Raw genomic sequence first — 24,274 nt, 5'->3', positions numbered from 1 at the left:
ACACATCCGGCACTCCAGGCGCCGACCCGATCGGCGTGGATACGGCGCCGGGCACCGTCGGGCCGGCCACCATCCGGCGGCCCGAACCCCCGGCCACCACCTCCAGGGGAGCCGGCGCACCCCCCGGCGGTGCCAATGTTCCGCCGGCCCATCCAACCGACGCCGGCCCGGAGTCCTCCGCAGCGGCCTCGCCCGCACGCGCGTCGTCCGGACCGATCCGATCCGCCGATGCATCCGCCCGCCCCGACGAGGGCAGCGCCGAGCCACCCGGCGCCATCGCACTGCCCGGGGCGAGCGGGTCGTCGAGGGCGAGCGAGTTGCCCGGGGCGATCCGGCTGCCGGACGGTGGCTGGATCCGGCCCCGCGGGCTGCGTCNCCCCCCACCACCGGGACCACTCCCCGATCGCGGCCTCTATCTGGGCGGCGCCCGCCTGCGACGGCGGCATGACGGTCAGCTGACCTGGCAGCACGAGTGGATCGACTGGCCGGACTTCCTCCTCCCGCGCCATCCCGCGACGGCCGCCGCCCGCATCCGCGCGCTGCACGCGCACACGCGGACGTCCGACCGGACCGAGCTCGCCTGCGGCGGCGGGGTCGGCCGCACCGGGACCGCCCTCGCCTGTCTCGCCGTGCTGGCCGGCCTGTCCCCCGCCGACGCCGTCGCCTGGACCCGCGCGCACCATCACCCGCGTGCTGTCGAGACCCCCTGGCAGCGCCGCTGGATCGAGCGGTTCCCCAACCTCTGACGGATCCCGCAGTCACGCCCCCACCCCGGCGCGTCACGATCCCTCCAGGAATGATCACGGGCTGCCCGCTCACCCCGGGGCGCTACTCACCATCGGCACGCGGCCAGCCAGCGCGAGACGCCGGGGTTGCGATCCCTCCAGGGATGATCACGGACCGGCTGGTCGTCGTGCCGGCCGTACCAGCCCACGTTGCGATCCCTCCAGGGATGATCACGGACCCCATGGTAAAGCTGCAGGTCAGTGGTGCCGCCTGAGCGGTGTGCACCTTGATCATTACAGCGGTCCGGCGGTGATGCAACTGCGCAGGTCAGGGCGTTGATCATTGCGTGGCGGGCGGCACCCTCTCCCGGCCCGCGTCTTGGGCTGGGAGTGCGGCGGCGATGGACCCGTTCGGCCAGCACGGGCCCAGGATGACTCACCTCCCGAGAGGTTTCCGCGTCCGATTCCTCTCTTCGGGCGGGCGGGGGCCACGGACAGACCATCAGAGTACTGATATATCTTCGAGTCATGACAGTCATCCCCGCGAGCCATCGCGATCTGCTGGAGCGCCCGCTGTTCGGCCACCTCGCCACGATCCGGCCGGATGGCACCCCTCAGGTGAACCCGATGTGGGTGCTCTGGGACGGCACGTTCCTGTGGTTCACGAACACCACGACCCGGCAGAAGTACCGCAACGTCACGGCGACGCCGCAAGTGGCGGTGTCCGTCAACGATCCGGAGGCGCCCTACCGGTACCTGGAGATCCGCGGTGTCGTCGAGCGGATCGACCCCGATCCGAACGCCGAGTTCTTCATGCGGCTCGCCGACCGCTATGCGATGAAGCTCGACGGGCCGCCCGCGGACGCGCCGCACCGGGTGGCCTACGCGGTCCGGCCGACCGCGGTCAGTTTCCAGTAACCCGTCCATCGGGAAGGCCGGCGCAGGGTCTGCGGCCTCCCGACGGACGGCTCGGCGCGCAGTCAGGCGGTGACGCCCTCGATCTGGATCCCGTCGAACATGACGGCTCTGGTCATCGGGAGCGTCAGGAAGGCGTGCGGGAAACCGAGCTCGACCGCGCTGGCCTGGTCGAGGCGGGTGAGCTGATCGTCGGTGAACACAACGTCGAGCGCACCCAGGTTGTCGGTGAGCTGGTCGAGGGTGCGGGCACCGATGATCGGCGCGGTCACCGCCGGCCGCCGCAGCGCCCAGGCCAGGGCCACCTGCGACGACGTCACGCCCAGCTCACCGGCGACCCCCGCGACGACGTCGGCGATGCCGAGAGAGCGTTCGGTCAGCGCGCCGCTCGCGGCGGCGACGTTACGGCGTGTTCCTGCCGCGGACGCCTCCCCGGCGCCCACCTCCAGGTCGGCCCGGGAGTACTTGCCGGTGAGCACTCCGCTGGCCAGCGGCGACCACGGGACGACTCCCAGGCCCATCTCCGCGGCCATCGGGATGAGATCGCGTTCTCCGGTCCGCTCGACCAAGCTGTACTCGATCTGCAGGGCGATCAGCGGCGACCAACCGCGTAGATCGGCGATCGCCTGCATCCGGGCCACCTGCCAGGCGGGGGTGTCCGAGATCCCGACGTAGAGCACCTTGCCGGCGCGAACGAGGTCGTCCATCGCCCGCAACACCTCCTCGACGGGAGTGGAACCGTCCCACGCGTGCAGGTAGAGCAGGTCCAGATGATCGGTACGCAGCCGGCGCAGACTCGCCTCGACCGAGCCGACCATGCTCTTGCGGTGGTTCCCGCCGGAGTTCGGGTCGCCGGGACGCCGGGTGACCGTGTACTTCGTGGCCAGGACGAGTTGTTCGCGCCGGCCGACCGCGAACTCGCCGAGCAGGTGCTCCGCGGTGCCGTCGGTGTACTGGTTCGCGGTGTCGACGAAGTTGCCGCCGCGGTCGACGTAGGCGTCGAAGATCCGGCGTGCCTCGTCGGTGTCCGCCCCCCAGCCCCAGTCGGCGCCGAAGGTCATCGTGCCGAGGGCCAGCGGCGAGACGCGCAGGCCGGAGCGGCCGAGTAGGCGATAGTGATCGAGAGCCAGGGGCACAGCGAATTCCTCCGTCTGGGCGGGTTCACGGCCACGGACGTCATCGTTCGCGGCCGCCGTCCACGTTGCGCCCGAGCGGGGACGGCGGGAAGGGAAGATGTTTCCTGGGAAGGTCTCTCCCAGGAAACCGGCGGCCTGGATCCCGGAGATCGCGGAGGTCACGACGAGGATGGACGCTGCACGCGACACGACGAGGATGGACGCTGCACGCGAACTGGCCGTCTTCCTGCGCGACCGCCGCGAGCGGACGTCGCCCGTCGAGGCGGCCGGGCCCGCCGGCCGGCGCCGCTCGCGGCGCACCCCCGGGCTGCGTCGCGAGGAGCTCGCCGAACTGGCCGGCGTCAGCGTCGACTACGTCACCCGCGTGGAGCAGGGCCGCCTGCACCCCTCCCCCGAGGTGCTCGACGCGCTGGCCCTCGCCCTGCGGCTCAGCCCGGACGAGCGGGCCTACCTGTTCGATCTGGCCCGGCTGCGCCCGACTGCGGCGGCGGCCCGAGCACGGGTCGACCACGGTTCCGTCGACGGCACAGGCAACGCGCATCCACTGGCCCGCCTCGTGCACGACCTGTCCCCGCTGCCGGCCATGCTGTTCGACCACCGTTTCGACATTCTCGCCTGGAACCCCGAGATGGCCGGGCTGATGCAGCTCGACTTCGGCGCGCTGCCGGACCGCCAGCGCAACACCCTGTGGCTGTGCGTGCTGCATCCCGCCCTGCTGGAGTTCTACCGGGACCGGGAGCAGATCCTGCGCGAGGGGATCGCGGACCTGCGCGCCGCGTGGGGTGCTCATCCCGATGATCCATCGCTGATCCGTCTGGTCGACGACCTGACGACGGGCAGCGCCGAGTTCGCCCGGCTGTGGGCCATGCGTGACGTCCGGGTCAACGGACGCGGGCGCAAGCGGCTGCGGCACGGCCGGTTGGGACCCGTCTGCGTCGAGTTCGAGGTCCTCTGTCCGATGCAGGATCCCGACCAGCGCCTGGTCATCTACCGGGCGGGCGATGCGCCGTCCCGGTCCGCCCTGGAGACGATCGCCCGCGAGGCCGCCCTGGAGCGGGAGGCCTCCCCGGCGCTGGTTCCCGCCGACTGAGATTCGTTCCCGACCGCGTTCGCATCCCGCTCACATGCGGCCGTCGCATCGTGGGTCTGCCAGCGCGCCGCAGCGGCGCGCGACGCCGGATCGGTCGGGCGACCGTGTGCGGGTCGCCGGGTTCAGGCACGGCGTGCGGGCGCCATCGGGAAAGGACGGCAGAGATGGGCAAATTCCTGACGGGACGGCGGGGTGCGGGCGTGGCGGCGGCGGGGCTACTCGGGCTCGGCCTGGGGGTTGGTCTCGGGTTCAGCGGTACGGCCGCGTCCGCCGCGCCGGTGCCGGTAGCGCAGACCGCCGCGGCGGCACCGACCTCCGCGGCGGTGCCGCCGTCCACCGAGGACCGCCCGAAGCCGGCCGAGGCACGCCGGCTGCGGCGCGAGCACCGCCTGGCCGAGCGCGGCCTGCACGGCGAGGCGACCATCAAGACGGCCAAGGGCTTCCAGGTCGTCGACGGGCAGCGTGGCAAGGTGACCGCGATCAGCGCGACCTCGATCAGTGTGACCAGCGAGGACGGTTACGCGGCCAGCTACGTCATCGACGGCGACACGAGGTTCCGCGCCGACGGGAAGTCCGCGAAGGTCACCGACATCCGCCAGGGCGCGACCGTCACCGTCCGCGCCACGGTCGCCGGCAACACGCGCACCGCGACAGCCGTCGCCGACCCCAAGGGCTGACACTCGGGCGGCCCGCTCCGCCCGCTCACGCCGACGGAGCCGGGCCGCCGTCCGCCGGGTGTCCGGGCTTGCCCGGCCGGTCGCCCGAGCCGGGCGGGTCCGGCGCTTGCACCATGCGGCACCGCGGACATTCCGCACCGGGCCGCAGCATCGTCTTCAGGNCCTGGCGAGGCTGACGACCCCGGTGTTCCGGGCACCGAAGGTAGATGAAATCCGCCTGTACCGGCACCGACCTTTTCATCGCGGCGGGACCTTTCCGCTACCCCCGCATTCCCGACATTTGATGTTGGCATCACCGTCGAAAAGTCCGTCCTCGTCGACCTCGGCCTGCGGACGGGTCTGGTACCGGGTCCCGTTGCAGGACGGGCAGGTCATGAGGCCCAGGACGAGCTGCTCATCGGGCGGCCGGAAGTACCGGCTGGATCTCTTGCGCTCCCTCGCCACGCGATCGAGCGTGCCCGACGCACCGAATTCCGTCCAGGCTGTCCGGATATCGGCAGACGCATGAGACAACACGCCTTCCGACCGTCCGACGCCGATCATGCGATGCCGGATCGGCGCGCTTTGAACCATTCCCGAAGGGGCCGGTCCGCGGTTTCTCGGCACGGGGCGGCCACGGCCCGCGGGCCTCAAACCGCCATCCGGGCAGCGAAGGATGGACCGCAGCCACGGCGGCGAGGCACGCCACGGCGGGCAGATCGACTCCTTCGCCGCCATCCCCGGATCACCAGTCGGACTGGCGGCCAGAAGGGCCCCGCTCGGGCGCGGCGGGACACCGGACGTCCGCGTTCGTCCCGGTCTCATACGATGACCGATCGAGCGATCTGATCCATCACGACAGCCGCCGATCGGGATGATCCCCGCCCGGCGACCCGGCATCCCGGTCCGCCCCGTCCTGACCCGAGCCCGCCCTGCGGCGGCGCGGGTGGAACGCCGAGCCGCGTCCGCCGGGAGAAGGACGAGGCCAGGATGATCGACGGCAACGCCCATGTACGCACCAACCGGGCTCGGTGGAACGAAATCTCCGACGACTACCAGCGCCTGAACGCCCCGCAGATCCGCCGGCAGGCGTTCACCGGCGACATCTCCTGGGGGTTGTGGGCGATCCCGGAGTCCAGCCTGGGCGTGCTGGGCGAGGTCGCCGGGCGGGACGTGCTGGAGATGGGGTGTGGCGGGGGGCAGTGGTCGACGGCGCTGGTCCGCCGGGGCGCCCGCGCGGTCGGGCTCGACCTGTCGGAGCGGCAGCTCCTGCACAGCCGCAAGCTCGCCGCGGACACCGGGCTGACCTTCCCGCTGGTACAGGCGAGCGCGGAGTCGGTGCCCTTCGCCGACGAGTCGTTCGACATCGTCTTCGCCGATCACGGCGCGTTCTGCTTCGCCGACCCGCTGCGGGCGATGCCGGAGGCGGCGCGGGTGCTGCGCCCGGGTGGCCTGCTGGCCTTCAGCCACGTCAGCCCGATCTACGAGATCACCGTGCGGCCGGGCCGGGACACCCCCGGCACCCGCCTGATCCGGGACTACTTCGCGCTTCGCCTGCTGCCCGAGGCGGACGGCCTGGTCAGCGCGAACCTGCCCTACGGCGCGTGGATCAGGCTGTTCCGGGACTGCGGTCTCGTCATCGAGGACCTGCTGGAGCCGCGCCCGTCGGCGCCGGCCCACGACGGCCGCGACGGGCAGCAGGTGTACGACGTGGAGGCTGCGGGCGGGTCGACCCGGGAGCGGGCCGAGCAACCCGAGCGGGGTGACGAGGCGTGGGCCCGGCGGTGGCCGTCCGAGTGCATCTGGCGCCTGCGCAAGCCAGCCCGCTGAGCCCGACCGAGGTGAACGGCCCGACCGAGGTGAGCGGCCCGACCGAGGTGAGCGGCCCGGACGTCGCGGAGGCCGCGCTGCTGGCGGGCATGGCGCGGCTCGCCGACCGGCTGCGCCCGGACCAGGCCGGCGGCCCGCCCGCCGTGGTGTCGCGGCGCGACGACCGGCTGATCGTGCGCTGCGGCGAGGTGGTTCTCAAGGCACACGCCGACACCGCCGATCCGGACCATCTCGCGGCCCGGTTGCGCTTCGCCGCCCGGCCAGCCCTGCGCCCCGTGCTGCTCACCCCGCTGGAGCTGGCGCCCGCGCCGGGAACGTACGCGGTTCGCCTCGGCGCGCACCAGGTCAGCGCCTGGCCGGCCGGGGCGAACCTGGGGACCGAAGACGCCGACGACGCTCCCTGGGAGCAGGCCGCGGCGTTGCTGGCCCGGCTGCACCGCGTCCCGGTGAGCCCGACGGACCTGACCGAGCTGCCGCCGGCCACGGTGCTGCGCCGACTCACCGACCGGGTGACCCGGTTACGCCGCCATGTCGGCCACCCGCTCGTCGATCCCGTCCTCGCCGCCTGGGCCACACTGACCGAGCCCTCGCCGTCGACGCCCCCGCCCGCGCTCGCCTCGACGACGCCGCCGTCCCCGCCCGCGATCCGGGCCGGGCGGCCCACCACTGTGATCCACGGCGACTGGCACTTCGGGCAGCTCGTCGCCCTGCCCGCGGCCGGTTGGCGGATCATCGACGTGGACGACCTCGGACTCGGGGATCCGGCCTGGGACCTGGCCCGGCCCGCGGCCTGGTTCGCGACCGGCCTGTTGCCGGTGGAGATGTGGGCGCGCTTCCTTGATGCCTACGCGGCGTGCGACGGCCCGGCGGTGGCGGACCCGGACGATCCCTGGGCGGCGCTCGACCTGCCCGCGCGGGCTCTCACGGTCGAGTACGCCGCCACCGCCGTCGCCGCCCACCTCGCCGCCGACCCGGAGACCGGGCCGGACGAGGTCGGTCTGGCCTTCGTCGACGCCTGCGCGCGCATCGCGGGGACGGTCGGCGACGCGTCGCGATCCCGACTGCGCAACGGATGATCTGACGGCGGTCGGTACGCTACCGGCGACGTCGGATGTCTCCCGCATCGAACGGCAGGTTGTGCCCCGTGAGCTACACGCTTCAGTGTCCCAAGTGCCACGCGATGATGCGGACCTACAACCGCAACGGCATCCAGATCGAGCAGTGCGACGGCTGCCGCGGCATCTTCCTGGACTACGGCGAGCTGGAGGCCCTCACCCGGCTCGAGGCGCAGTGGTCCCAGCCCGCGCCTCCCCCGCCGCCCGCGCCGGCGCCGTACGCACAGCCGGGGCACTACGCACAGCCCGGCTACGCCCAGCCCGCGTGGGGCCACGGCGGCCATGGCGGCCACGGCCACGGCGGCCATTACAAGCATGGCGGCTTCGCCCGGATGCTGTTCTCCTCCTGAACGTCTCCGCCTGAGCGCCGGCCTCCCCAGCGCCGGCCCGCCTGGGCTCAGCCGGGGCGGGGCGCCAGGAAGCGCCGGACGTCCGCGGCCTCGGCGCGCAGCGCCTCCGCCACCGCCGGCCCCCAGTCCGGCGGGTCGGTGAACGGCGCGAGCTCGACGCGGCCGGCGGGCATCGACCAGGTTCCCGCCGCCCGCCCGTCGACGAGGATCACCGGTCGGAAGATGCCGTTGACCGTGACGGCCCGCCCGGCCGCGCCCAACCAGTCCCGCCCGTCCCAGCCGTGCAGGACCGGGTCGAACGGGCCGAGCAGGCGCGGCGCCGGCAGGCCCGGCGCCGGCCCGTCGCCACGGGGCAGGTCGAGCCGGCCGTCGGCGCGCGTCACCAGGTCGGCGGCGACGGCGGCGAGGCCGCGGCGGGCGTCCCGCAGCGGCAGGCCCACCCAGCGCGCCAGGTCGCGCTCGTCGGCCGGGCCGTGTCCGGCGAGGTAGCGGCGGGCCAGCTCGGCGAGGGCGGCGTCCCGGTCGAACTCCCGCAGCGGCGCGCCGAGCCAGTCGCGGACCAGCACGTAGTTCTGCTCGGTGCCGACGACGGGTCCGCGCACCACGAGGCCGCGCGTCGCGGCGACGATGAGCAGATAGATCATGGCCTGCCCGGCAGTCGGAACCCCGGCCGCCTCGACCCGTTCCCGCAGCTCGCCGCGCGACAGGGGGCCGTCGTCGGTCAGCGCACGTTCGATCCGGGCCACGCCCCGCTCCGCGGCGTCCGGCGAGACGCCCTCCTGCGCCAGCCGGCGCCGGATCTGCGCGGCCATGGCCGGCGCGGTCAGCTCCCGCAGCCACCAGTGATCCTCGGCCCGCACGAGGTGCAGGGTGCCGCGGTTGAGCCAGGTCACGACGAGCGACCGGTCGTCGGACAGCGCCCGGTCGACGTCGGCGGCATGCAACCCGCGGGTCCGGGACCGGATCGCCAGCCGCAGGCCGCGGGGATCCTGGCCCTGCACGGCGAGCAGGCGTCCGACGACGTCGACGGGGTCCCGGGCCGGTGTCCCCGTCAATCTCTGAGCCGCCAGCCGGGCCGCGGCGAGGGCGCCCCCGTCCGTCGCCTGCGCACCCGTCATCCATCCAGCCTGCCAGCCGGCCTGTCCACCCGACCGCGCGGTACCCGGTGGTGTTGACTGGTACGCATGCCACTCACCGGAGAGTATGAGCCGAGTCCCGCGCAGTGGGTCCGTGACCAGGTCGAGGAGTACGAGAGCTCCGGCGGTACCCGGGGCACCGTCCTGCAGGGCCTGCCCGTCATCGTCCTGACCACCCGCGGGGCGAAGTCCGGCAAGATCCGCAAGACGCCGCTGATGCGGGTCGAGCACGACGGCGCCTACGCGGCGGTCGCCTCCCTCGGCGGCGCGCCCAAGCACCCCGTCTGGTACTTCAACATCCTCGGCGACCCGCACGTCGAGCTCCAGGACGGCCCGGTCCGGCGCGACTACGTCGCCCGCGAGGTCACCGGCGACGAGAAGGCGCAGTGGTGGGAGCGCGCCGTCGCCGCCTTCCCGAACTACGCCGAGTACCAGCGCAAGACCGAGCGCGAGATCCCGGTCTTCGTGCTCGAGCCCACCGCGGACTGACCCGCGCCGGCCGGCGCACCCGGCGGCTCACGGCGGCTCACGCCGCGGCGCACCTGGCCGGCGGGGCCATCGGGGTAGGTACGTGCCCAGTCCGCCGCGCCCCCCGGCCGGGGGCCGCGGCGGCGGTTCCGCCGCCACCGGCGGGAGCTGCGCCGGCGCGCCGAGCAAGTAGGACAACGACACCGCCGCGATGCTCTGCGCGGTCAGCATGGCGACCAGGATGATCACCTGGAACCGGGCCGCGGCGGCCGGGGAGGCGCCGCCGAGCAGCGCGCCGACGAACGTCCCGGGCAGCGAGACGAGCCCGACGGTGCGGGTCTGGTCGAGCGGCGGGACGAGCGCCTCGGCGACGCTCTCGCGGGCGATGTCGACGACGGCCCGCCGCGGCGTCGCGCCGAGCGCCAGCCACGCCTCCACCTCGTCGCGGCGGCGGCGCAGCCCGTCGGCGAGCCGGCGGCCGGTCAGCGTGCAGGCCGTCATCGTCCCGCCGACCACGCTGCCGGCGAGAGCGACGAGGTTGCGCACGGTCGCCTCCACCGCGCCGGCGGCGAAGACCAGGCCCAGGGCGACCGTCGCGCCCAGCAGGCAGGACACGCCGACCCGGCGGACGACCGCCGGGAAGCCGGCCAGCCGGCGCGACGCGGTCCCCACGGCCGCCGCCAGCATGACGGCGAGCACGGCAGCCGCGGCCGGCGGCGCGGCGAACACCCCTCGCAGCGCGAGGCCGATCACGGCGAGCTGGACCACCGCGCGGGCCGACGCGGTCAGCACGTCCCGGCGCCGCGGCACCCGCGCCCAGGTCAGGCAGGCGACGGCCGCGGCGAGCAGCAACCCGAGGCCCACGACGAGCCGCAGGTTCGCCTCGACATCCACGCCGGCCCCCTCGCGCCGACGCTACCGCACCGGCCGGCCCGTTTCCGCGTCCCGGGCGTCGTTCGAGGTCGTCCGGGGAAGGCTGCGAGTCGGCCTCATCCGGCACTCGGGGACAGCGCGCCGAGTAGCTCGACCGTGCGGGCCCGCTCCGCCACGCCGGCGATCTGCAGGTTGGCCAGGACGTGGGTCGCACCCGCGGCGGCGAGGCGGCCGAGTTCCCGCTCGACCTGCCGTTCATCGCCGATGATCGCGACCTCGGCTGCGGAGGCGACCCCCTCCCGGTCCAGCATCGCCCGGTAGGAGGGGATGGACTCGAACAGCGCCAGCGACCCGGCCGCGCGCTCGCGCACCTCGTCCGGCTGGTCGGTGACGCAGACGGGCAGGCCCACGGCGACCTCGGGAGCGGCTCGCCCCGCGGCGGCGTCGATGATCGCCGGGACGATGTGCTCGCCGATGGTCCGCACGCCCGCCAGCCAGGTCACCGTGCCGTTCGCCACCTCGCCGGCGACGCGCAGCATGGCGGGACCGAGCGCGGCGACCAGGACCGGCGGTGGCGGCACGGCCCCGGCCACCCGCACGCCCACGCCGCCGATGACCGCGGTGGCGGTCTCGCCGCGGACGTCGGCGGCGCCGTCGCGCAGCAGCGGGAGCAGCGCGGCCAGGTACTCCCGCATCCGCAGCGCCGGCCGGTCGAAGGGCAGCCCGAAGCGCTGCTCGACGGACGCGCGATGCCCGACGCCGAGGCCGAGGCGCAGCCGGCCGCCGGTCGCCGCCTGCGTCGTCTGGGCCTGGCTGGACATCGCGATCGGATGCCGCCCCGGGATGATCGTCACCGCGGTGCCCAGCGTGATCGCCGGGATCTCCCGGCCGAGCAGGGCGAGCGCGGTCAACGCGTCGAGGCCGTAGCCCTGCCCCAGCCAGAGCGACGCCAGGCCGGTGCCGGCCGCCCACCGGGCCCGTGCGACGAGGTCGTCGACGGCATTGGAGACGTCGAGAGCGGAGGGCTCGAGGACCAGACCGATGGGGATCATGACAGAAAGATAGTTCGAGATTCCCGAACTATCAAACCGTCTGCCGTATGCTGGCGCCGTGCGACGCCTGCCCCATCCGGCCACCGCGGATCTCGACCTGGCGGTGATCCTGCATGCGCTGGGCGACCCGGTCCGGCTCGAGATCGTCCGCCGCCTGCGCGCCCAGCCCGACGTCACCTGCGCCCCGGCGGGCCTGGACATCCCGAAGTCGACGCTGTCGAACCACTGGCGGGTCCTGCGCGAGGCCGGCCTGACCTCGACGACCGTGGATGGCCGGCAGCGGCGGATGCGCCTGCGCGCCGCCGACGTCGACAGCCGCTTCCCCGGCCTGCTCGACGCCCTCACCGACCGCGCGGCCCTCACCGACCGCGACGCCCCCACCGACCGCGCGGCCCTCGCCGACCGCGTGGTCCACGGCACCGCCCTGACCTGCCAGGAGGTGATGAATCAGTTGCTGGCCGGTGCCGGCGACGGCCGTTGGCTCGAGCTCACGGCGTTGTTCGACCCGGATGCGGCCGTGGCCTTTCCCTTCGCCAACCCGGCCGGCCCGCTGCCGCGCCTGCTGCGCGGGCGCGACGAGATCGCCGACCGGCTGCGGAGTCTCAGCGAGCTGGGGTTGCAGGTCGTCGCCGGCGACGCTCGGATGCATGTCGCCGGCGCCGGGTGCGTCGTCACCGAATGCACGCTGCTGGGCCGTCTCCCGGGCGAGTCGGCCTGGCCTGTCCTGCCGGCCGCGCTCGTCACCGACGTGCGGGACGGGTTCATCGCCGCCATCCGCGGCTATTTTCTGGATCACCCCCGCTACCCAGACTGACTCTCTGATTCTCACCTCTCACCGAAAGAGAGCTCGGTCGCCGCTCCTCCTGACCGCCGTTCCCTACATCGCCGAGGCCGGGGGCGACAAGCATGGCGCGGTTCCGCGGTTCCGCGGAACCGCAACGATCGCCGGGGCTCAGGCCGCGCCGGCGTGGCAACCTGCCGCGCGAGGTGTCCCGTCTGACGGGTTCGGCCGCAACCTTCTACCATCCGTCGTAGACAGGGGCACGGACGACCGCGCGGCGGGACGCGCGGCGAACCCGGAAGGGGCGGACGGATGCGGGCGGACGGCGGGTCGGGGCACGGCCGATGATCGACGGACTGGCGGCCGCGTCCATCGCCTGCGCGCTCATGGCCGGGGTGGCCTGTCTGCTGCAGACCTGGCGGGACCGGGCCGTCGGGGTGGGGCTGTTGGCCGCGGCCGGGGTGGTCGAGGCCGTCCTGCTCGCCCAGGTGATCGCCGCGATCGTCGTCGTGGCCCGGGGGTCGCACGCCGACCAGCCGGTGAACTTCGTGCTGTACCTGATCGCCTCGGTCGTGGCGCTGCCCGTGGGCGTGTGGTGGTCCCTGGGTGATCGGTCCCGGTGGGGCAGCGGGGTGCTGGGCATCGCGTGCCTCGCCGTCGCCATCATCGTCGTCCGGCTGGGTCAGGTCTGGGAGAGCACAGGTGGAAGCACAGGTGGATGAGACAAGGCCGGTGGATGAGACAAGGTCGGTGGATGAGACAAGGCCGGCAGGCCCGGCGGAGCGCGGCCGCGGCGGCTCGCGGACGGCGGGCGGGCCCGGGCGGATCCTCGTCACGGTCTACGCGATCTTCGCGGTGGCCGCCTGCTCGCGGTCGGCTGTGCAGATCTCCACCGAGTTCGACCACGCCCGGCTGGCCTACCTGCTCTCGGCGTTCGCGGCCGTGGTCTACGTCGTCGCGACGGTGGCGCTGGCCCGTCCCGGCGCGGCCTGGCATCGGGTCGCCGTCGCCGCCTGCGCGACCGAGCTGGCCGGGGTGCTCGCCGTGGGGACCGCGAGCGTCGTGGACTCGGCGGCGTTCCCCGACCAGGCGGTCTGGTCGAACTACGGCAGCGGCTACCTGTTCATCCCGGTCATCCTGCCCGTTCTGGGCCTGACCTGGCTGCGCAGGTCCGCGGCGCGGGAGCGGGTCGCGGATCGACCGGCCCGGGAGTCGGCCAACCCCTGACCGGACGTCCGGCGGGACCACCATCCCCGGGGCCGGCCATCTCGTAGGTTCGCGGTATGCACACCCTTACCCGGGACGAGGCCGTGACCCGCGCGAATCTGGTGCGCGTCGACGGCTACGACATCGAGCTGGACCTGACGGCGGCCCGCGCGTCGACGGAGTTCGGCTCGACGACCAGGGTGCGCTTCAGCCTGCGCGACCCGGCGATCGGTGCCGGGACGGCGACGTTCGCCGAGCTCAAGCCGGTCACCGCGCACCTCCTGCGGCTCAACGGCCGGCTCCTGGACCCGGCGGCGCTCGACGGCAACCGGCTGCCACTCACCGACCTCGTCTCGTCGAACGAGCTCACGGTGACGGCGACGATGCGCTACTCGAACACGGGTGAGGGGCTGCACCGGTTCACCGATCCCGAGGACGGCGAGGTGTACCTGTACGCCCAGACGTTCCTCGACGACGCCCAGCGGATGTTCGCCTGCTTCGACCAGCCCGATCTCAAGGCGCCGGTGCGGCTGACGGTCCTGGCGCCCCCCGACTGGGTGGTGCGGGCCAACGGGGCGGGCCGGCAGACCGCCCCGGGCCGCTGGGAGTTCACCGAGACCCCGCCGCTGGCCACCTACTTCGTGACGGTGGTCGCCGGGCCGTACCACGTCGTCGAGGACAGCCACGACGGCATCCCGCTCGGCCTGGTCTGCCGCCGCTCGCTCGCGCCCTACCTGGACGCCGACGCGGCGGAGATCTTCGACGTCACCCGGGCGTGCCTCGACCGCTACCACGAGTTGTTCGCCGACCGCTACCCGTTCGGCACCTACGACCAGGCGTTCGTGCCGGAGTTCAACGCCGGCGCGATGGAGAACCCGGGCTGCGTGACGTTCCGCGACGAGTTCGTCTACCGCTCGGCGGTGACCGACACCGAGCGCGAGCTGCGCGCCGTCGTGATCGCCCACGAGATGGCGCACATGTGGTTCGGCGACCTGGTCACCATGCGCTGGTGGGACGACCTGTGGCTGAACGAGTCGTTCGCCGAGTACATGGGCTACCGGGTGACCGCCGAGGCGACCCGGTTCACCGAGGCGTGGACCAGCTTCGCCGTCGGCCGCAAGGGCTGGGGCTACGCCGCCGACCAGCGGCCCTCCACCCATCCGGTCGCGCCGGCGAACGTCGACGACACCGCGCTGGCACTGCTGAACTTCGACGGGATCTCCTACGCCAAGGGCGCCTCCGTGCTGCGCCAGCTCGTCGCCTGGGTGGGTGACGAGGCGTTCCTGACGGGACTGCGTGCCTACTTCACCCGCAACGCCTACGGCAACGCCACCCTGGCCGACCTGCTGGCCGCGCTGACCGAGGCGAGCGGGCGCGACCTCACCGGCTGGGCGGAGCTGTGGCTACGCCGAGAGCAGGTCAACACCCTGCGCCCGCAGGTCACCGTCGACGCCCAGGGCCGCTACCAGCAGGTCACGGTCGTCCAGACGGCGCCGGAGGCGTACCCGACGCTGCGCCCGCACCGCCTCGGCATCGGCGTCTACGGCCCAGCGGACGGCGCCGGCCGTGACGGCGGCAGTGTCGTCGGCAGCGGCAACGCCCTCGACGGCACCGGCACCGGCACCGGCACCGGCAACGGCGACGGCGGCGAGACCGACGAGGGCGACGCCGCGCCGATCGAGCTGCTGCGCCGGGTCGAGGTCGACATCGACCCGGCCGCGGCGGACGGGCGGACCACGGTCACCGCGCTGGCCGGCACCGCGGCCGGCCGGCTGCTGCTGGTCAACGACGGCGACCTGACCTACGCGAAGGTGCGGTTCACCCCGGCGGACCTGGCGGCCCTGCCGGCCGTGCTGCCTCGGGTGGCCGATCCGCTGGCCCGCGCGATGATCTGGGCGGCGACGGCCGACGCGACCCGCGACGCGCAGTGGCCCGCGGCCGACTACCTGGCGCTCGCCGCCTCCGCGCTGCCCTCGGAGACCCAGCTCGCCGTCTTCGAGGACGCCCTGCGCTTCGCCCGCGCCACCGCGCTCACCCGCTACCTCGCCCCGTCCGCCCGGCCGGCCGCGGCCGCGCGACTGCACGCCGCGTGTCTGCGGGCGCTGGCGGACGCCGCCCCCGGCAGCGGCCGGCAGCTCTCGGCCGCGCGCGGCGTCATCGGCTGCAGCGGACCCGGCGAGGTCGACGGACTCGCCGCCTGGCTCGCCGGGCAGGACGTGCCCGCCGGGCTGCTCATCGACCCGGAGCTGCGCTGGACGCTGCTGCACCGCCTGGTCGTGCTCGGCCGCGCCGGCGAGACCGAGATCGCAGCGGAGGGCCGGCGCGACCGCAGCGCCCGCGCCGCCGAACACGCGGCGCGAGCCCGCGCGGCCATCGCGGACGCCGCGGCCAAGGCGCGCGCCTGGGAGCTGATCGTGGCCGACGACAGCGCGTCCGCGCGGCTGATCGGGGCGACCGCCGAGGGCTTCTGGCAGCCCGAGCAGGACGACCTCACCGCCGACTACGTCGCCCGCTACTTCGAGCAGATGCCGGCGATGAGCGCGCGGCGCACCCCGCACGCCGCCCGCCAGATCGCCACCTTCGCCTACCCGCAGTACGCCGTGTCTGCCGGGACGCTGCGGGACGCCGACGCCCTGCTCGACCGGGGCGGCCTCGACCCGGTGCTGCGCCGGGTCGTCATCGACGCGACCGACGAACTCCGCCGCGCCGTCCGCGCCCGCGCCCGCACCTGAGCCGATCGGCGCCATAAGCGGACCCGAAAGGTCCGCAACAAATTTGTCATCCCGCNGACGATCGCCTGCGCGAACCGAATCCTTCGGGCATAGTTGCCGCAGAAACAATCGTTGGCGGGATGGGGGCGGCATGGCAGTCGGCGCACAGGCGCCCAAACAATCGACCGGCCATGGCGTGACGGCGGCCGGTGTTCTTCTGCTCGGCGCCGCCGTCGCCGTGTCGCTGGGCGTGTATGCGAAAGTCCATGACCCGGTCGGCCGGCCCGTGTTCACCCTCGGCTTTTCCGGAATGCTGCCGATGAAGGCGTGGCTGACGACGGCGGCCGCGCTTCTGCTGATCGTCCAGCTCATCACGGCGCTGTGGATGTGGGGCCGGCTGCCCGGCGCGGGACCGGCCCCTTCCTGGGCCGGTGGGCTGCACCGATGGAGCGGCACGGCCGCGTTCGTCCTGACCCTGCCGGTCGCCTTCCACTGCATCTGGGCGCTCGGTTTCGCCGACACCGATGCCCGCGTTCTGGTGCACAGTGTGGTCGGCTGCCTCTTCTACGGCGCCTATGCGGCGAAAATGCTCGGCCTGCGGGTGCGCGGCCTGCCCGGGTGGGCACTGCCGGTGCTCGGTTCCACGGTGCTGGCGTCGCTCGTCGTGCTCTGGCTGAGCGCTTCGCTGTGGTTCTTCACCCAGTCCGGAATTCCCCATGTCTGAGCCGATGCTCCCGGGCCCGATATCGAGGAAGCGACGATGACCCAGGAAGCACCGAGCCGGCGAACCATTGTTCCGGGAATCGCGGTGACCGTGGCCGCCGGGGCAGTCGGCTACGTCGTGGCAGATCACAGTGACGCGGCGAAATCGTCGTCCGGCCGGTCCGGCGACCACGGCCGGACGTCGGCCGCCGCCGGCAGTTCCGGAAGCTCAGGCGGCTCAGGCGGCTCAGGCGGCTCGGGAAGCTCCGACGCTTCGGGCGGTTCGGGCGCGGGCGGTTCGGGGGGCAAGGGGGCGCCGCTGGCCCGGGTCGGCGACGTGCCGGCGGACGGCGGGCTCATCCTCGACGACGCCGGCATCGTCCTGACCAGGGACGCCGCCGGCAAGGTCCAGGGCTTCTCGAACGTCTGCACCCACCAGGGCTGCTCGGTGAACGCGGTGTCGAAGGGCCGGATCCGCTGCCCCTGCCACGGCAGCGCCTTCGACACCCGCACCGGCCAACCCGTCGCCGGCCCGGCCAAGGCACCCCTGCCCCCCGTCGCGGTGACCGTCCGCGGCGACGAGATCTTCCCCGCCTGACAGTGAGGATGTAAGCGAACCCCGCACCAGCCGACCAACCGCACCAATGCGCCCGGCCAACCTGTCCCGGCCCGGCCTGTCCCGGCCGACACCCGCCCAGCCGACCCCAGCCCCGCCACCGGCCGGGCCGCTTCGAGAGGACCAGCAGTGGACCCGACAGGGCTGCGGATCGTCACCCCGGCCGGCGAGACCGTCCTACCGCCCGACCGCGAGCACGTCGTCGGCCGCGGCCGGGACTGCGACGTCGTCCTCGCCGACGGCCGGGTCTCCCGCCGCCACCTGCGGCTCGAACCCGGCGGCGACGGCTGGCTCGCCCGCGACATCAGCTCCAACGGCATCTGGGTCAACGGCACCCGCAGGGTCAGCGTCCCCCTCACCGGCGGCGAGGTCCGGGTGCACCTCGGCGCCGCGAACGGCCCACTCGTCGTTCTGATCCCCCCNCCCCCAGCGCCCCGCCCGCCCGCCCCACCCGCCGCCCCTGACGTCGCCGACCAGGAGACCGTCCTCGCCGGCCAAGGCACCCCCCAACCCCCACCCGCTTCCCTCCCCCGCCCCGCAGCCTCGCCACCGGGAACACCGGCGGCAGGCCGTGCCCCGGTGCCCAGCCAGCCGCCGACGTACGGACAGCCGGTGCCCGCCCAGCCGGGACCGCCGGACGGGGCTGCCGGAACGTCCGGACGGCGACCACTCGCGCGCTGGCTGCACGCGCTACCGACCCTCGTCTGGCTCGCCGCGGTCGGCTTCGCCCTCGGCGCACTGCTCGCGCTTACCTGAAGCTGTGATTCCTCCACCAAGGACGGTCAGCGAGATTTCGCCCACAGAACGCCGCGAACACCTCCCACCGCCCATTTATTTCAATCAGTCGAGCCGCATTCTTATGATCTGACGGGCGTGGACGGCGTAAATCAGCGCTGCCCAGCCCAGTCGGGCAGTGTCGGCCAGCCAGGTGACATCCTGGGCGAGGCACTGCGATGCACCCGAGGCCGCGATCGACAAAAACATTCGGCGCGGTGCGGACGTGGACTCATTATGGGTGCAGATCTTCCGGCAACACAAGGCAGCGAGGGTCACGTCGGAACATCGGGAGCGCCGCGACCTGGGAAAACGGACAGGGCACGGCAAGTGGCGTACTGGAACCAGATCGCCGGCTCGCCCCCTGGGGCACGCTGTCCACCAGGGTCTTTCACCCGCGTCACGGACGGTAGGAGTGCCGCCGGCGCTTGACCATCTCGATCATGACGAGACGTTTGTCGTCGTCGATGCTATAGATCACCCGGTAGGTGGCCCGGCGCGCCGACCACAGGCCGTCGAAGGGCTCGTGCAGCGGCTTGCCCACCCGACGCGGCTCCTCCCGCAGCGGGCCGGTGGCGAGTTTCAGCACCGCGGACGCCACCGACTCCGGCAGCTCCTCGGCGATCGCCCGACGTGCCGAACGCGACCACTGCACGTCGTAGAGATCGCTCACGCGCTCTGTTGACCTCGTTCACGGAACGCCGCGAGCACCTCGTCGGTCGTGTAGACCCCGCCTCGGGCGATCTCCTCACGGGCCACCCGGAGAGAGGACACCGTCTCGGCGTCGGAGAGGATCTCCAGAGTCTCGTGCAGACTCTCCCACTCCTCCACCGAGACGACCACTGCCGCCGGCCGGCCGTTGCGCGTCACCGTCACCTGGTCGTGCTGCTCCTGAACCCGGGTCACCAACTCGGACAGCCGGGCCTTGACCTCCGCCAACGGGAGCGTATCCATGGTCAGAATTATAGTCACCTGCCCCGGCGGACGGAGACAACCGCTGGGACGCGTCAGGGCCGCAGTGGGCGGGCGGGATGTCGGGGCGGCAGCCGGGAGGGAGGACACGGCGGATCTCGATCTCGCCGTTGCCGAAGGACTTCAGCACCACCGAGTGGTGCAGGGCTTCGGCGACGATCGGGACCTCGGCAAGCACCGAGTCCGGGGGCTTGCCCATCATCAGGTAGTCGACGTCTTTCCAGCCGTGCGGGAAGTGGCCGCGGACCTCCGGATCGAGGTCGAGCTTGTAGAACCACACCGGCAGCGGTCGGCGGCCGGCGACCACGAGATCGGTCCAGGCGATGTCGTCGGTGATGACCGTGCCATCGTCGTGGATGTGGGCAAGGAACCAGCGGGTGGCGTCTCGGCTCGGGGCGCTCGCGTCCACCGTCAGCGCCGTGTGGATCTTCGGCGTCCAGTCCCAGGCCAGCGTCACCACCGAGCCGACCACGGCCACGGCCACCGCACCTCGACGCAGTCCGGTCCACACCGCCGTCAACCATCCCGGCACGCCCCGCGCGCCGCCGTCGCCGTCGCGTTCGCCGTCAGCACCGGCGACTCGCAGCGGGGTGCGGGGCAGCGCGGCGTCGAGGAGGCCGGCGGCGCACAGGGCCGCGAACGGCAGCATCGCGGTGACGTACGGGTTGGGCAGGTAGCCGTTGCGGAAGATGAAGCCGAACTGGAGCAGCAGCAGCGCCGAGACCACCCGTAGGCGGCGCAGGGCGAGCAGCGGCACGGCCGCGGCGATGCCCGCCAGCACCAGGTACGGATCCAGGTCCAGCCAGGAGCGGACCACGTTGTAGGTGTCGCTGCCGGTGTCGAGCACGCTGCCGCTCGGCGCCCGGTCGAACAACTGCCAGCGCACCGCCCATTCCAGCGAGACGTGGCCGGGCCCCTCGAACAGCTCGTTCTTCGCCGCCGCGTACAGGATGTAGATGCCGCAGATCCCGAGCAGGCAGCCGAGGAAGTTGCGCCGCACGAACCGCCAGTTCCGCGAGTCCCGGTGTTGCCANAGCAGCACGTACAGCCCGGGCAGGAACAGCAGCGTCGTCTCCTTGGACCAGAACGAGAACGCCATGAACGTCCCGGCGAGCGCNGCCGCGGCCACGCTGCGCCGCGGGGAGGCCGCGCAGACGAAGGCGGCGAGCAGCCACATCACCGCGATGTTGTCCAGGAACGCCATCCGCTGGTACCACAGCGCGAGTGGCGACAGCGAGAAGACCAGCAGCGCGAGGCCGGCGAAGAACCGGCGCAGGCCCAGCAGCCGGCCGAGCCGGTACAGCAGCACACAGCTCACCAGGTGCAGCAGGAACATCAGCTCGCGGGCGGCGGTGACCGCCGTCGCCGCCCGGTGGAAGCCGTCGGTCAGCTTCGTGTAGATCGCGATGAGCAGCCAGCCGCCGAAGGGGTGGTCGTACCAGTAGGTGTAGTGGGCGATGCGGTTCCAGTACTGCATCGAGTAGGCCTGGGCGGCGTAGGTGCCCTCGTCGTCGGTGACCCGCCCGGGCCAGCCGTCGAAGTTGACCCCGTGTACCACCGCGACGATCGGCAGGAGCACTGCGAGCAGGGCGAGGCTGCGCCGGTGGGCTCGCGCGCCGTCCGCCACCCACGCGCTCAGCAGCCGGGCCCGGTCGGCGGCCCAGGCGGCGGGGCTCGACGCCACCGGCCGTGGCAGGGTCTCGTCGAGAGCGTCGAACACGTCGGGGACGGTCACGATGCCGCCTCCAGCCCGAAGCGACCCGTGCCGGCCCCGGCACCGTGATGGGCACCGGAATGCGACGTCTTCTCCCACTCCAGTCGGCCGCGCACCAGGCGGGCGGTGGCCCGCACCGCGGCGATCGACAGCGCGAGCTGGTAGAACGGCGCGCTGAGGATGAGCCGGACGCTGTCCCACCGGCCGACGGCGAGCTCGTAGGCGTCGGTGAACTCCCGGAAAGCGGCCTGTTCCGAGAAGACGGTCATCACGGAGGCGGCCAGCGGCAGCCAGAACACGATGACGAGGCCCGTCGGCGCCGCGAGGAACAGCGTGAGGACTCCCGAGACGGGTAGCAGCACCCCGGCCATCGCCTGGAAGAACGGCATGGCCAGCATCTCCGCCGCCATCATCCGCTGGCGGCCCCCCGGCAGCAGGCGCCAGTCCCCCTTGAACAGGACCTGCATGAACCCCATCATCCAGCGGGTGCGCTGGACGATGAGCTTCGTCAGGCTCTCCGGCGTCTCCTCCCGGGTCGTCAGGTCCGGGTGGTAGAACACCGTCGTGCGGATGCCCGCGACCGAGGCCCGCACGCCCAGGTCGCAGTCCTCGGTGAGGCAGGCGACGTCCCAGCCGCCGAGCCGCTCCAGCACGGACCGGCGGATGAACACGGTGTTCCCCCCGAGGGGGATGAAGCGCGCCCGTGCCTGGAAGCGCAGGCGGGACATGAACCAGATGTAGTACTCCAGGCAGTTGCGGGCCCGCCACCAGGAGGTCCCGGTGTTCCACCGGCGCAGCGCCGCGCGCAGCCGGCCGACGCCGGCGGGCCGCGGCTGGCGTCCCGGGCCGCGCACGTTCATGAGCTGGACGCCGCCCTGGAAGATGCCGACGTCGGCCTGGCGCAACGCGAGGGTGTTGACGTAGGTGAGCAGGCCGCCGGCGATGAGCGACTCGGCGTCGACGATGCCGACGATGTCCCCGGTGCAGTGCCGGCGGGCGTCCTCCAGGGACAGCGGCTTGCTGCGCTGGCTGCCCTGCGGCGCGATGACGCGGACGTTGGGATGGCGGGCGGCGATCTGCTCGGCGATGCGCCGGGTCGGCCGGTCGACCTCGTCGTGGGAGACCATCACGACCAGTTCCAGCAGGTCGGCCGGGTAGTCACCGGCGAGGATCTGGGTCAGGGTCCGGCCGAGGATCGGCTCGTCGCGGGCGGGAATGATCAGCGAGAACCGGTGGCGCGGCGCCTGGACGTCGGCGAGGTCGACGTGGTGCACCCGCTCGGGTAGCTGCCAGCTGTACTGGCCGCGGACCAGGGTGAGGATGGCGACGAGCAGCATCAGCAGCGACACCCCCGTCCACGCGGCGAGCAGCACCGCGTGGTGATGCTGTGCCGCGCGGACCGCCAGCGCCGCGGCGAGCGGCGCGGCGGCCAGGACGGACAGCGCGCGACGGCGGTGGCGCGCCGCGGGCACGGGCGGCTCGTGCCGGGACAGCAGCAGCGTGCCACCCATCGCCGCCGCCGCCCCCAGCGTCGCGGCGAGCCAGCCGGGCAGGTCGGGGCCGTCGACCGAGGCGACCCGCAGGTCCGGGGAGCCGGCGACCGTGAACACGTACCAGCCGACGGACTCGCAGGCGAGCTGGACGATCCGCGGCAGCCGGGCGCCGCGGTGATCGACCCGCCCGGCGGCGCGGACGACGGCGAGACCGCCGCCGGCACCACCCGGTCTCGGCCAACCCGCGGCCGGGCGGCGGGGGCCGGCGCGACCGAACGTGCGGGGCGCGAGGACGGCGAGCGCGGCCGGAACCAGGTAGGCCAGGCCGTCCTCGACCGCCAACGGGCCGGCGAACAGGGCGGCGAGCGCAACGTGCAGCGCGATCCCCCAGGCCGCCGTCGCCAGCCGCCGGCGACGGGCGGACACCCGCGGGTCGCGGTGGTTGTGCGCCGATGAGAGCCGGGCCGCGCCGGACGGAACCGCGCGGGGCCGCGGTGCTTCGAAGTCGGATGTCACTGGAGTACCTGCCTGACGGGAAGGGGACGCGGCGGCATGACGCCGGGAGGCCGAAGCGCCGGGATGCCGGAGCGGCGGAGATGCCGGACTGGCGGAGATGCCGGACTGGCCGGGTGCCGGCCTGGCGGGTCGCAACGGCGGGATGCCGCCGCGGGCGGCGCGTGCGCTCCGGGATTGCGCGCCGTGGAGGCTGGGGTCGGATCAGAGGGCGGCGACGAGCCTCGGCAGGTCGGCGACGTAGTCGGCGACCGTCGTGTCGGCGAAGTAGCGCACGCGGACGCGGTCGTCCGGACCGATTCCGAGGACCTGCGAGGCGTGGCTGACCAGGTACGCCGGGCCGCCGGCACCGGCACCGGCACCGGCACCGGCGGCCGGGTCGGCGAGGGCCACCGGCACGCCGACCGCCTGCTGCGCCGCGTCGATCTGCGCCGGGGTGCCGGTCAGCCCGACGAACCCGGCGTCGAACTGGGCGAGCCAGCGGCGCAGCACCGCCGGGGTGTCCCGCGCCGGGTCGGTGGTGACGAAGACGACCGTCACCTTCGCCGCGATCGCGGGCCCGGCGACCTGTCGGGCCGCCGCAAGGTCCGCCATCGTCGTCGGGCACACGTCGGGGCAGTGCGTGTACCCGAAGAACAGCAGCGTGGCGCGGTCGGCGGTGGCGCGGGCGAAGTCGTAACGATGCCCGGCGGTGTCGGTCAGGACGAACGACGGGCGGGGCACGGCAACCCCGGGCACGGTGCCATGCCAGCCACCGCCGGCCGTGGCCGCCGCACCGGAACCGGACGGCGGCCCGTCGGCCATCCCCGCGGACGCGCCGCCCGCGGAACCGGCCCCGCCGCAGCCGGTGAGCGCACCGATCCCGACGGCGGCGACCAGCGCCACCATCCCCCGCCGCGCCATCACCGGCACGTCGTCACGGCGCACAGAGCACCGTGCCCCGTGCGGCCGCGGGCGCCGCGCCGGCGAGCCGCCGGGTGTCCTGACCGGTGACCCGGACGGACCCGATTCCCTGTTCTCGCAGGTAGGCGCAGTCGAGGCGCCGGCCGGGCGGCGGGGTGCGGGGCACGCAGATCCGCCGGCCGGTGTCGGCCGCGACGTAGTTGTAGTCGCAGCCGTCCAAGCCGACCGGGACCGGGGAGGGCCTACCGTTACCTCGGGGCACGACCCGACCGGACAGCCCGGCGGCCGGCGCGACGGCAGCGACGATGCCCTGTCCAGCGGAGTCATGGCCAGCAGAGTCATGGCCGGCGGAGTCCTGTCCGGCGGGACGGGGATGGCCGGAGCCGCCGCCGGGCCAACCACCATGGCCGATCACCCCGGCGGCGCCGTTGACGAGCGCCACCGCGAGGGCGATCGTCACCAGCACCCGCCGCCGCCCCCCGGCCGCGGGAACGGGCGGGATGGGCGGGACGGGCCGGATGGGCGGCCCTCCCAGGTGCACGC

23 protein-coding genes and 2 pseudogenes are annotated in these 24,274 nt (G+C 73.6%); 16 read left to right on the top strand and 9 right to left on the bottom strand.

Annotated elements, in window-relative coordinates:
- Nucleotides 1-416: 416 nt before the first annotated feature.
- Both UK82_RS42480 and UK82_RS08450 read left to right on the top strand, forming a co-directional pair.
- Nucleotides 417-746, top strand: a complete 330-nt coding sequence (locus tag UK82_RS42480; protein WP_396230496.1) for a protein-tyrosine phosphatase family protein — start codon at nt 417-419, stop codon at nt 744-746.
- Between the two features lie 507 nt (nt 747-1,253).
- Entirely contained in the window at nt 1,254-1,643 is a 390-nt protein-coding gene (locus tag UK82_RS08450) for a PPOX class F420-dependent oxidoreductase (protein WP_044886787.1), read from the top strand.
- Nucleotides 1,644-1,705: 62 nt separating this feature from the next.
- On the opposite strand, the gene UK82_RS08445 is transcribed toward UK82_RS08450, so the two are convergent.
- Nucleotides 1,706-2,776: an aldo/keto reductase gene (locus UK82_RS08445; RefSeq protein WP_055406849.1), complete on the bottom strand. Its 1,071-nt coding sequence runs from the start codon at nt 2,774-2,776 to the stop codon at nt 1,706-1,708.
- A 196-nt stretch (nt 2,777-2,972) separates the two neighbouring features.
- On the opposite strand from UK82_RS08445, the gene UK82_RS08440 reads away from it, so the two are divergent.
- The 5 genes from UK82_RS08440 to UK82_RS08415 all read left to right on the top strand — a co-directional run bounded on the left by UK82_RS08440 (nt 2,973) and on the right by UK82_RS08415 (nt 7,817).
- Nucleotides 2,973-3,866 (top strand): helix-turn-helix domain-containing protein, encoded by an 894-nt coding sequence (locus UK82_RS08440; RefSeq protein ID WP_044886785.1) that lies wholly within the window; start codon nt 2,973-2,975, stop codon nt 3,864-3,866.
- 164 nt (nt 3,867-4,030) lie between these two features.
- Nucleotides 4,031-4,543 (top strand): hypothetical protein, encoded by a 513-nt coding sequence (locus UK82_RS08435; RefSeq protein ID WP_055406815.1) that lies wholly within the window; start codon nt 4,031-4,033, stop codon nt 4,541-4,543.
- Between the two features lie 969 nt (nt 4,544-5,512).
- The gene (locus tag UK82_RS08425) at nt 5,513-6,352 is read left to right on the top strand and encodes a class I SAM-dependent methyltransferase (RefSeq protein ID WP_044886783.1); all 840 of its coding nucleotides are present in this window, start codon (nt 5,513-5,515) and stop codon (nt 6,350-6,352) included.
- On the top strand, nt 6,319-7,428 hold the full coding sequence (locus UK82_RS33580; protein ID WP_161849101.1) for a phosphotransferase family protein: 1,110 nt from the start codon (nt 6,319-6,321) through the stop codon (nt 7,426-7,428). The genes UK82_RS08425 and UK82_RS33580 overlap by 34 nt, the downstream gene beginning before the upstream one ends.
- Nucleotides 7,429-7,496: 68 nt before the next feature.
- The gene (locus UK82_RS08415) at nt 7,497-7,817 is read left to right on the top strand and encodes a zf-TFIIB domain-containing protein (protein WP_199865451.1); all 321 of its coding nucleotides are present in this window, start codon (nt 7,497-7,499) and stop codon (nt 7,815-7,817) included.
- Between the two features lie 47 nt (nt 7,818-7,864).
- Here the strand turns inward: UK82_RS08415 and UK82_RS08410 are convergent, their stop codons facing one another.
- Nucleotides 7,865-8,935: a winged helix DNA-binding domain-containing protein gene (locus UK82_RS08410; RefSeq protein WP_055406811.1), complete on the bottom strand. Its 1,071-nt coding sequence runs from the start codon at nt 8,933-8,935 to the stop codon at nt 7,865-7,867.
- Between the two features lie 66 nt (nt 8,936-9,001).
- Between UK82_RS08410 and UK82_RS08405 the strand changes: the two genes are divergently transcribed.
- Nucleotides 9,002-9,442 carry a nitroreductase family deazaflavin-dependent oxidoreductase gene (locus UK82_RS08405; RefSeq protein WP_044886780.1) on the top strand — a complete coding sequence of 147 codons (441 nt, stop codon included), beginning with the start codon at nt 9,002-9,004 and terminating at the stop codon, nt 9,440-9,442.
- A gap of 27 nt (nt 9,443-9,469) precedes the next feature.
- On the opposite strand, the gene UK82_RS08400 is transcribed toward UK82_RS08405, so the two are convergent.
- A complete protein-coding gene (locus UK82_RS08400; protein WP_044886779.1) occupies nt 9,470-10,315 on the bottom strand; it encodes an ABC transporter permease in 846 nt (281 codons plus the stop codon).
- Nucleotides 10,316-10,410: 95 nt separating this feature from the next.
- Nucleotides 10,411-11,346 (bottom strand): LLM class F420-dependent oxidoreductase, encoded by a 936-nt coding sequence (locus tag UK82_RS08395; RefSeq protein ID WP_055406810.1) that lies wholly within the window; start codon nt 11,344-11,346, stop codon nt 10,411-10,413.
- A 58-nt stretch (nt 11,347-11,404) separates the two neighbouring features.
- Here UK82_RS08395 and UK82_RS32555 point away from each other — a divergent pair, with 58 nt between their 5' ends.
- The 8 genes and pseudogenes from UK82_RS32555 to UK82_RS36600 all read left to right on the top strand — a co-directional run.
- Nucleotides 11,405-12,160: a metalloregulator ArsR/SmtB family transcription factor gene (locus UK82_RS32555; RefSeq protein ID WP_063897451.1), complete on the top strand. Its 756-nt coding sequence runs from the start codon at nt 11,405-11,407 to the stop codon at nt 12,158-12,160.
- 311 nt (nt 12,161-12,471) lie between these two features.
- Nucleotides 12,472-12,849 carry a hypothetical protein gene (locus tag UK82_RS08385; protein WP_055406809.1) on the top strand — a complete coding sequence of 126 codons (378 nt, stop codon included), beginning with the start codon at nt 12,472-12,474 and terminating at the stop codon, nt 12,847-12,849.
- Between the two features lie 28 nt (nt 12,850-12,877).
- Complete coding sequence (locus UK82_RS08380; RefSeq protein WP_044886777.1) at nt 12,878-13,354, top strand: hypothetical protein; 477 nt, start codon at nt 12,878-12,880, stop codon at nt 13,352-13,354.
- 56 nt (nt 13,355-13,410) lie between these two features.
- On the top strand, nt 13,411-16,065 hold the full coding sequence (gene pepN / locus UK82_RS08375) for an aminopeptidase N (protein WP_055406808.1): 2,655 nt from the start codon (nt 13,411-13,413) through the stop codon (nt 16,063-16,065).
- Between the two features lie 130 nt (nt 16,066-16,195).
- Nucleotides 16,196-16,768, top strand: coding sequence for a DUF6529 family protein (locus tag UK82_RS08370; protein ID WP_044886775.1), 573 nt, complete (start codon nt 16,196-16,198; stop codon nt 16,766-16,768).
- Between the two features lie 36 nt (nt 16,769-16,804).
- Complete coding sequence (locus UK82_RS08365; protein WP_055406807.1) at nt 16,805-17,344, top strand: Rieske (2Fe-2S) protein; 540 nt, start codon at nt 16,805-16,807, stop codon at nt 17,342-17,344.
- 147 nt (nt 17,345-17,491) lie between these two features.
- Nucleotides 17,492-17,784: pseudogene (locus UK82_RS36605) on the top strand (FHA domain-containing protein); the annotation flags it as partial.
- Nucleotide 17,785: 1 nt separating this feature from the next.
- Nucleotides 17,786-18,118: pseudogene (locus tag UK82_RS36600) on the top strand (FHA domain-containing protein); the annotation flags it as partial.
- 418 nt (nt 18,119-18,536) lie between these two features.
- Here the strand turns inward: UK82_RS36600 and UK82_RS08355 are convergent.
- The 5 genes from UK82_RS08355 to UK82_RS08335 form a co-directional block, all read right to left on the bottom strand.
- Nucleotides 18,537-18,809, bottom strand: coding sequence for a type II toxin-antitoxin system RelE/ParE family toxin (locus UK82_RS08355; RefSeq protein ID WP_044884321.1), 273 nt, complete (start codon nt 18,807-18,809; stop codon nt 18,537-18,539).
- A complete protein-coding gene (locus UK82_RS42475) occupies nt 18,806-19,090 on the bottom strand; it encodes a type II toxin-antitoxin system Phd/YefM family antitoxin (protein WP_082121757.1) in 285 nt (94 codons plus the stop codon). The genes UK82_RS08355 and UK82_RS42475 overlap by 4 nt, the downstream gene beginning before the upstream one ends.
- Before the next feature lie 1,749 nt (nt 19,091-20,839).
- On the bottom strand, nt 20,840-22,831 hold the full coding sequence (locus UK82_RS08345) for a glycosyltransferase family 2 protein (protein WP_044884323.1): 1,992 nt from the start codon (nt 22,829-22,831) through the stop codon (nt 20,840-20,842).
- A gap of 201 nt (nt 22,832-23,032) precedes the next feature.
- Nucleotides 23,033-23,755, bottom strand: coding sequence for an SCO family protein (locus UK82_RS08340; protein ID WP_236705657.1), 723 nt, complete (start codon nt 23,753-23,755; stop codon nt 23,033-23,035).
- The gene (locus UK82_RS08335; protein WP_236705674.1) at nt 23,745-24,272 is read right to left on the bottom strand and encodes a hypothetical protein; all 528 of its coding nucleotides are present in this window, start codon (nt 24,270-24,272) and stop codon (nt 23,745-23,747) included. The genes UK82_RS08340 and UK82_RS08335 overlap by 11 nt, the downstream gene beginning before the upstream one ends.
- Between the last annotated feature and the right edge of the window lie 2 nt (nt 24,273-24,274).

Source organism: Frankia sp. ACN1ag (genome assembly GCF_001414035.1).
Lineage (GTDB): Bacteria > Actinomycetota > Actinomycetes > Frankiales > Frankiaceae > Frankia > Frankia torreyi.
This window is presented reverse-complemented; position numbering and strand designations above follow the sequence as displayed.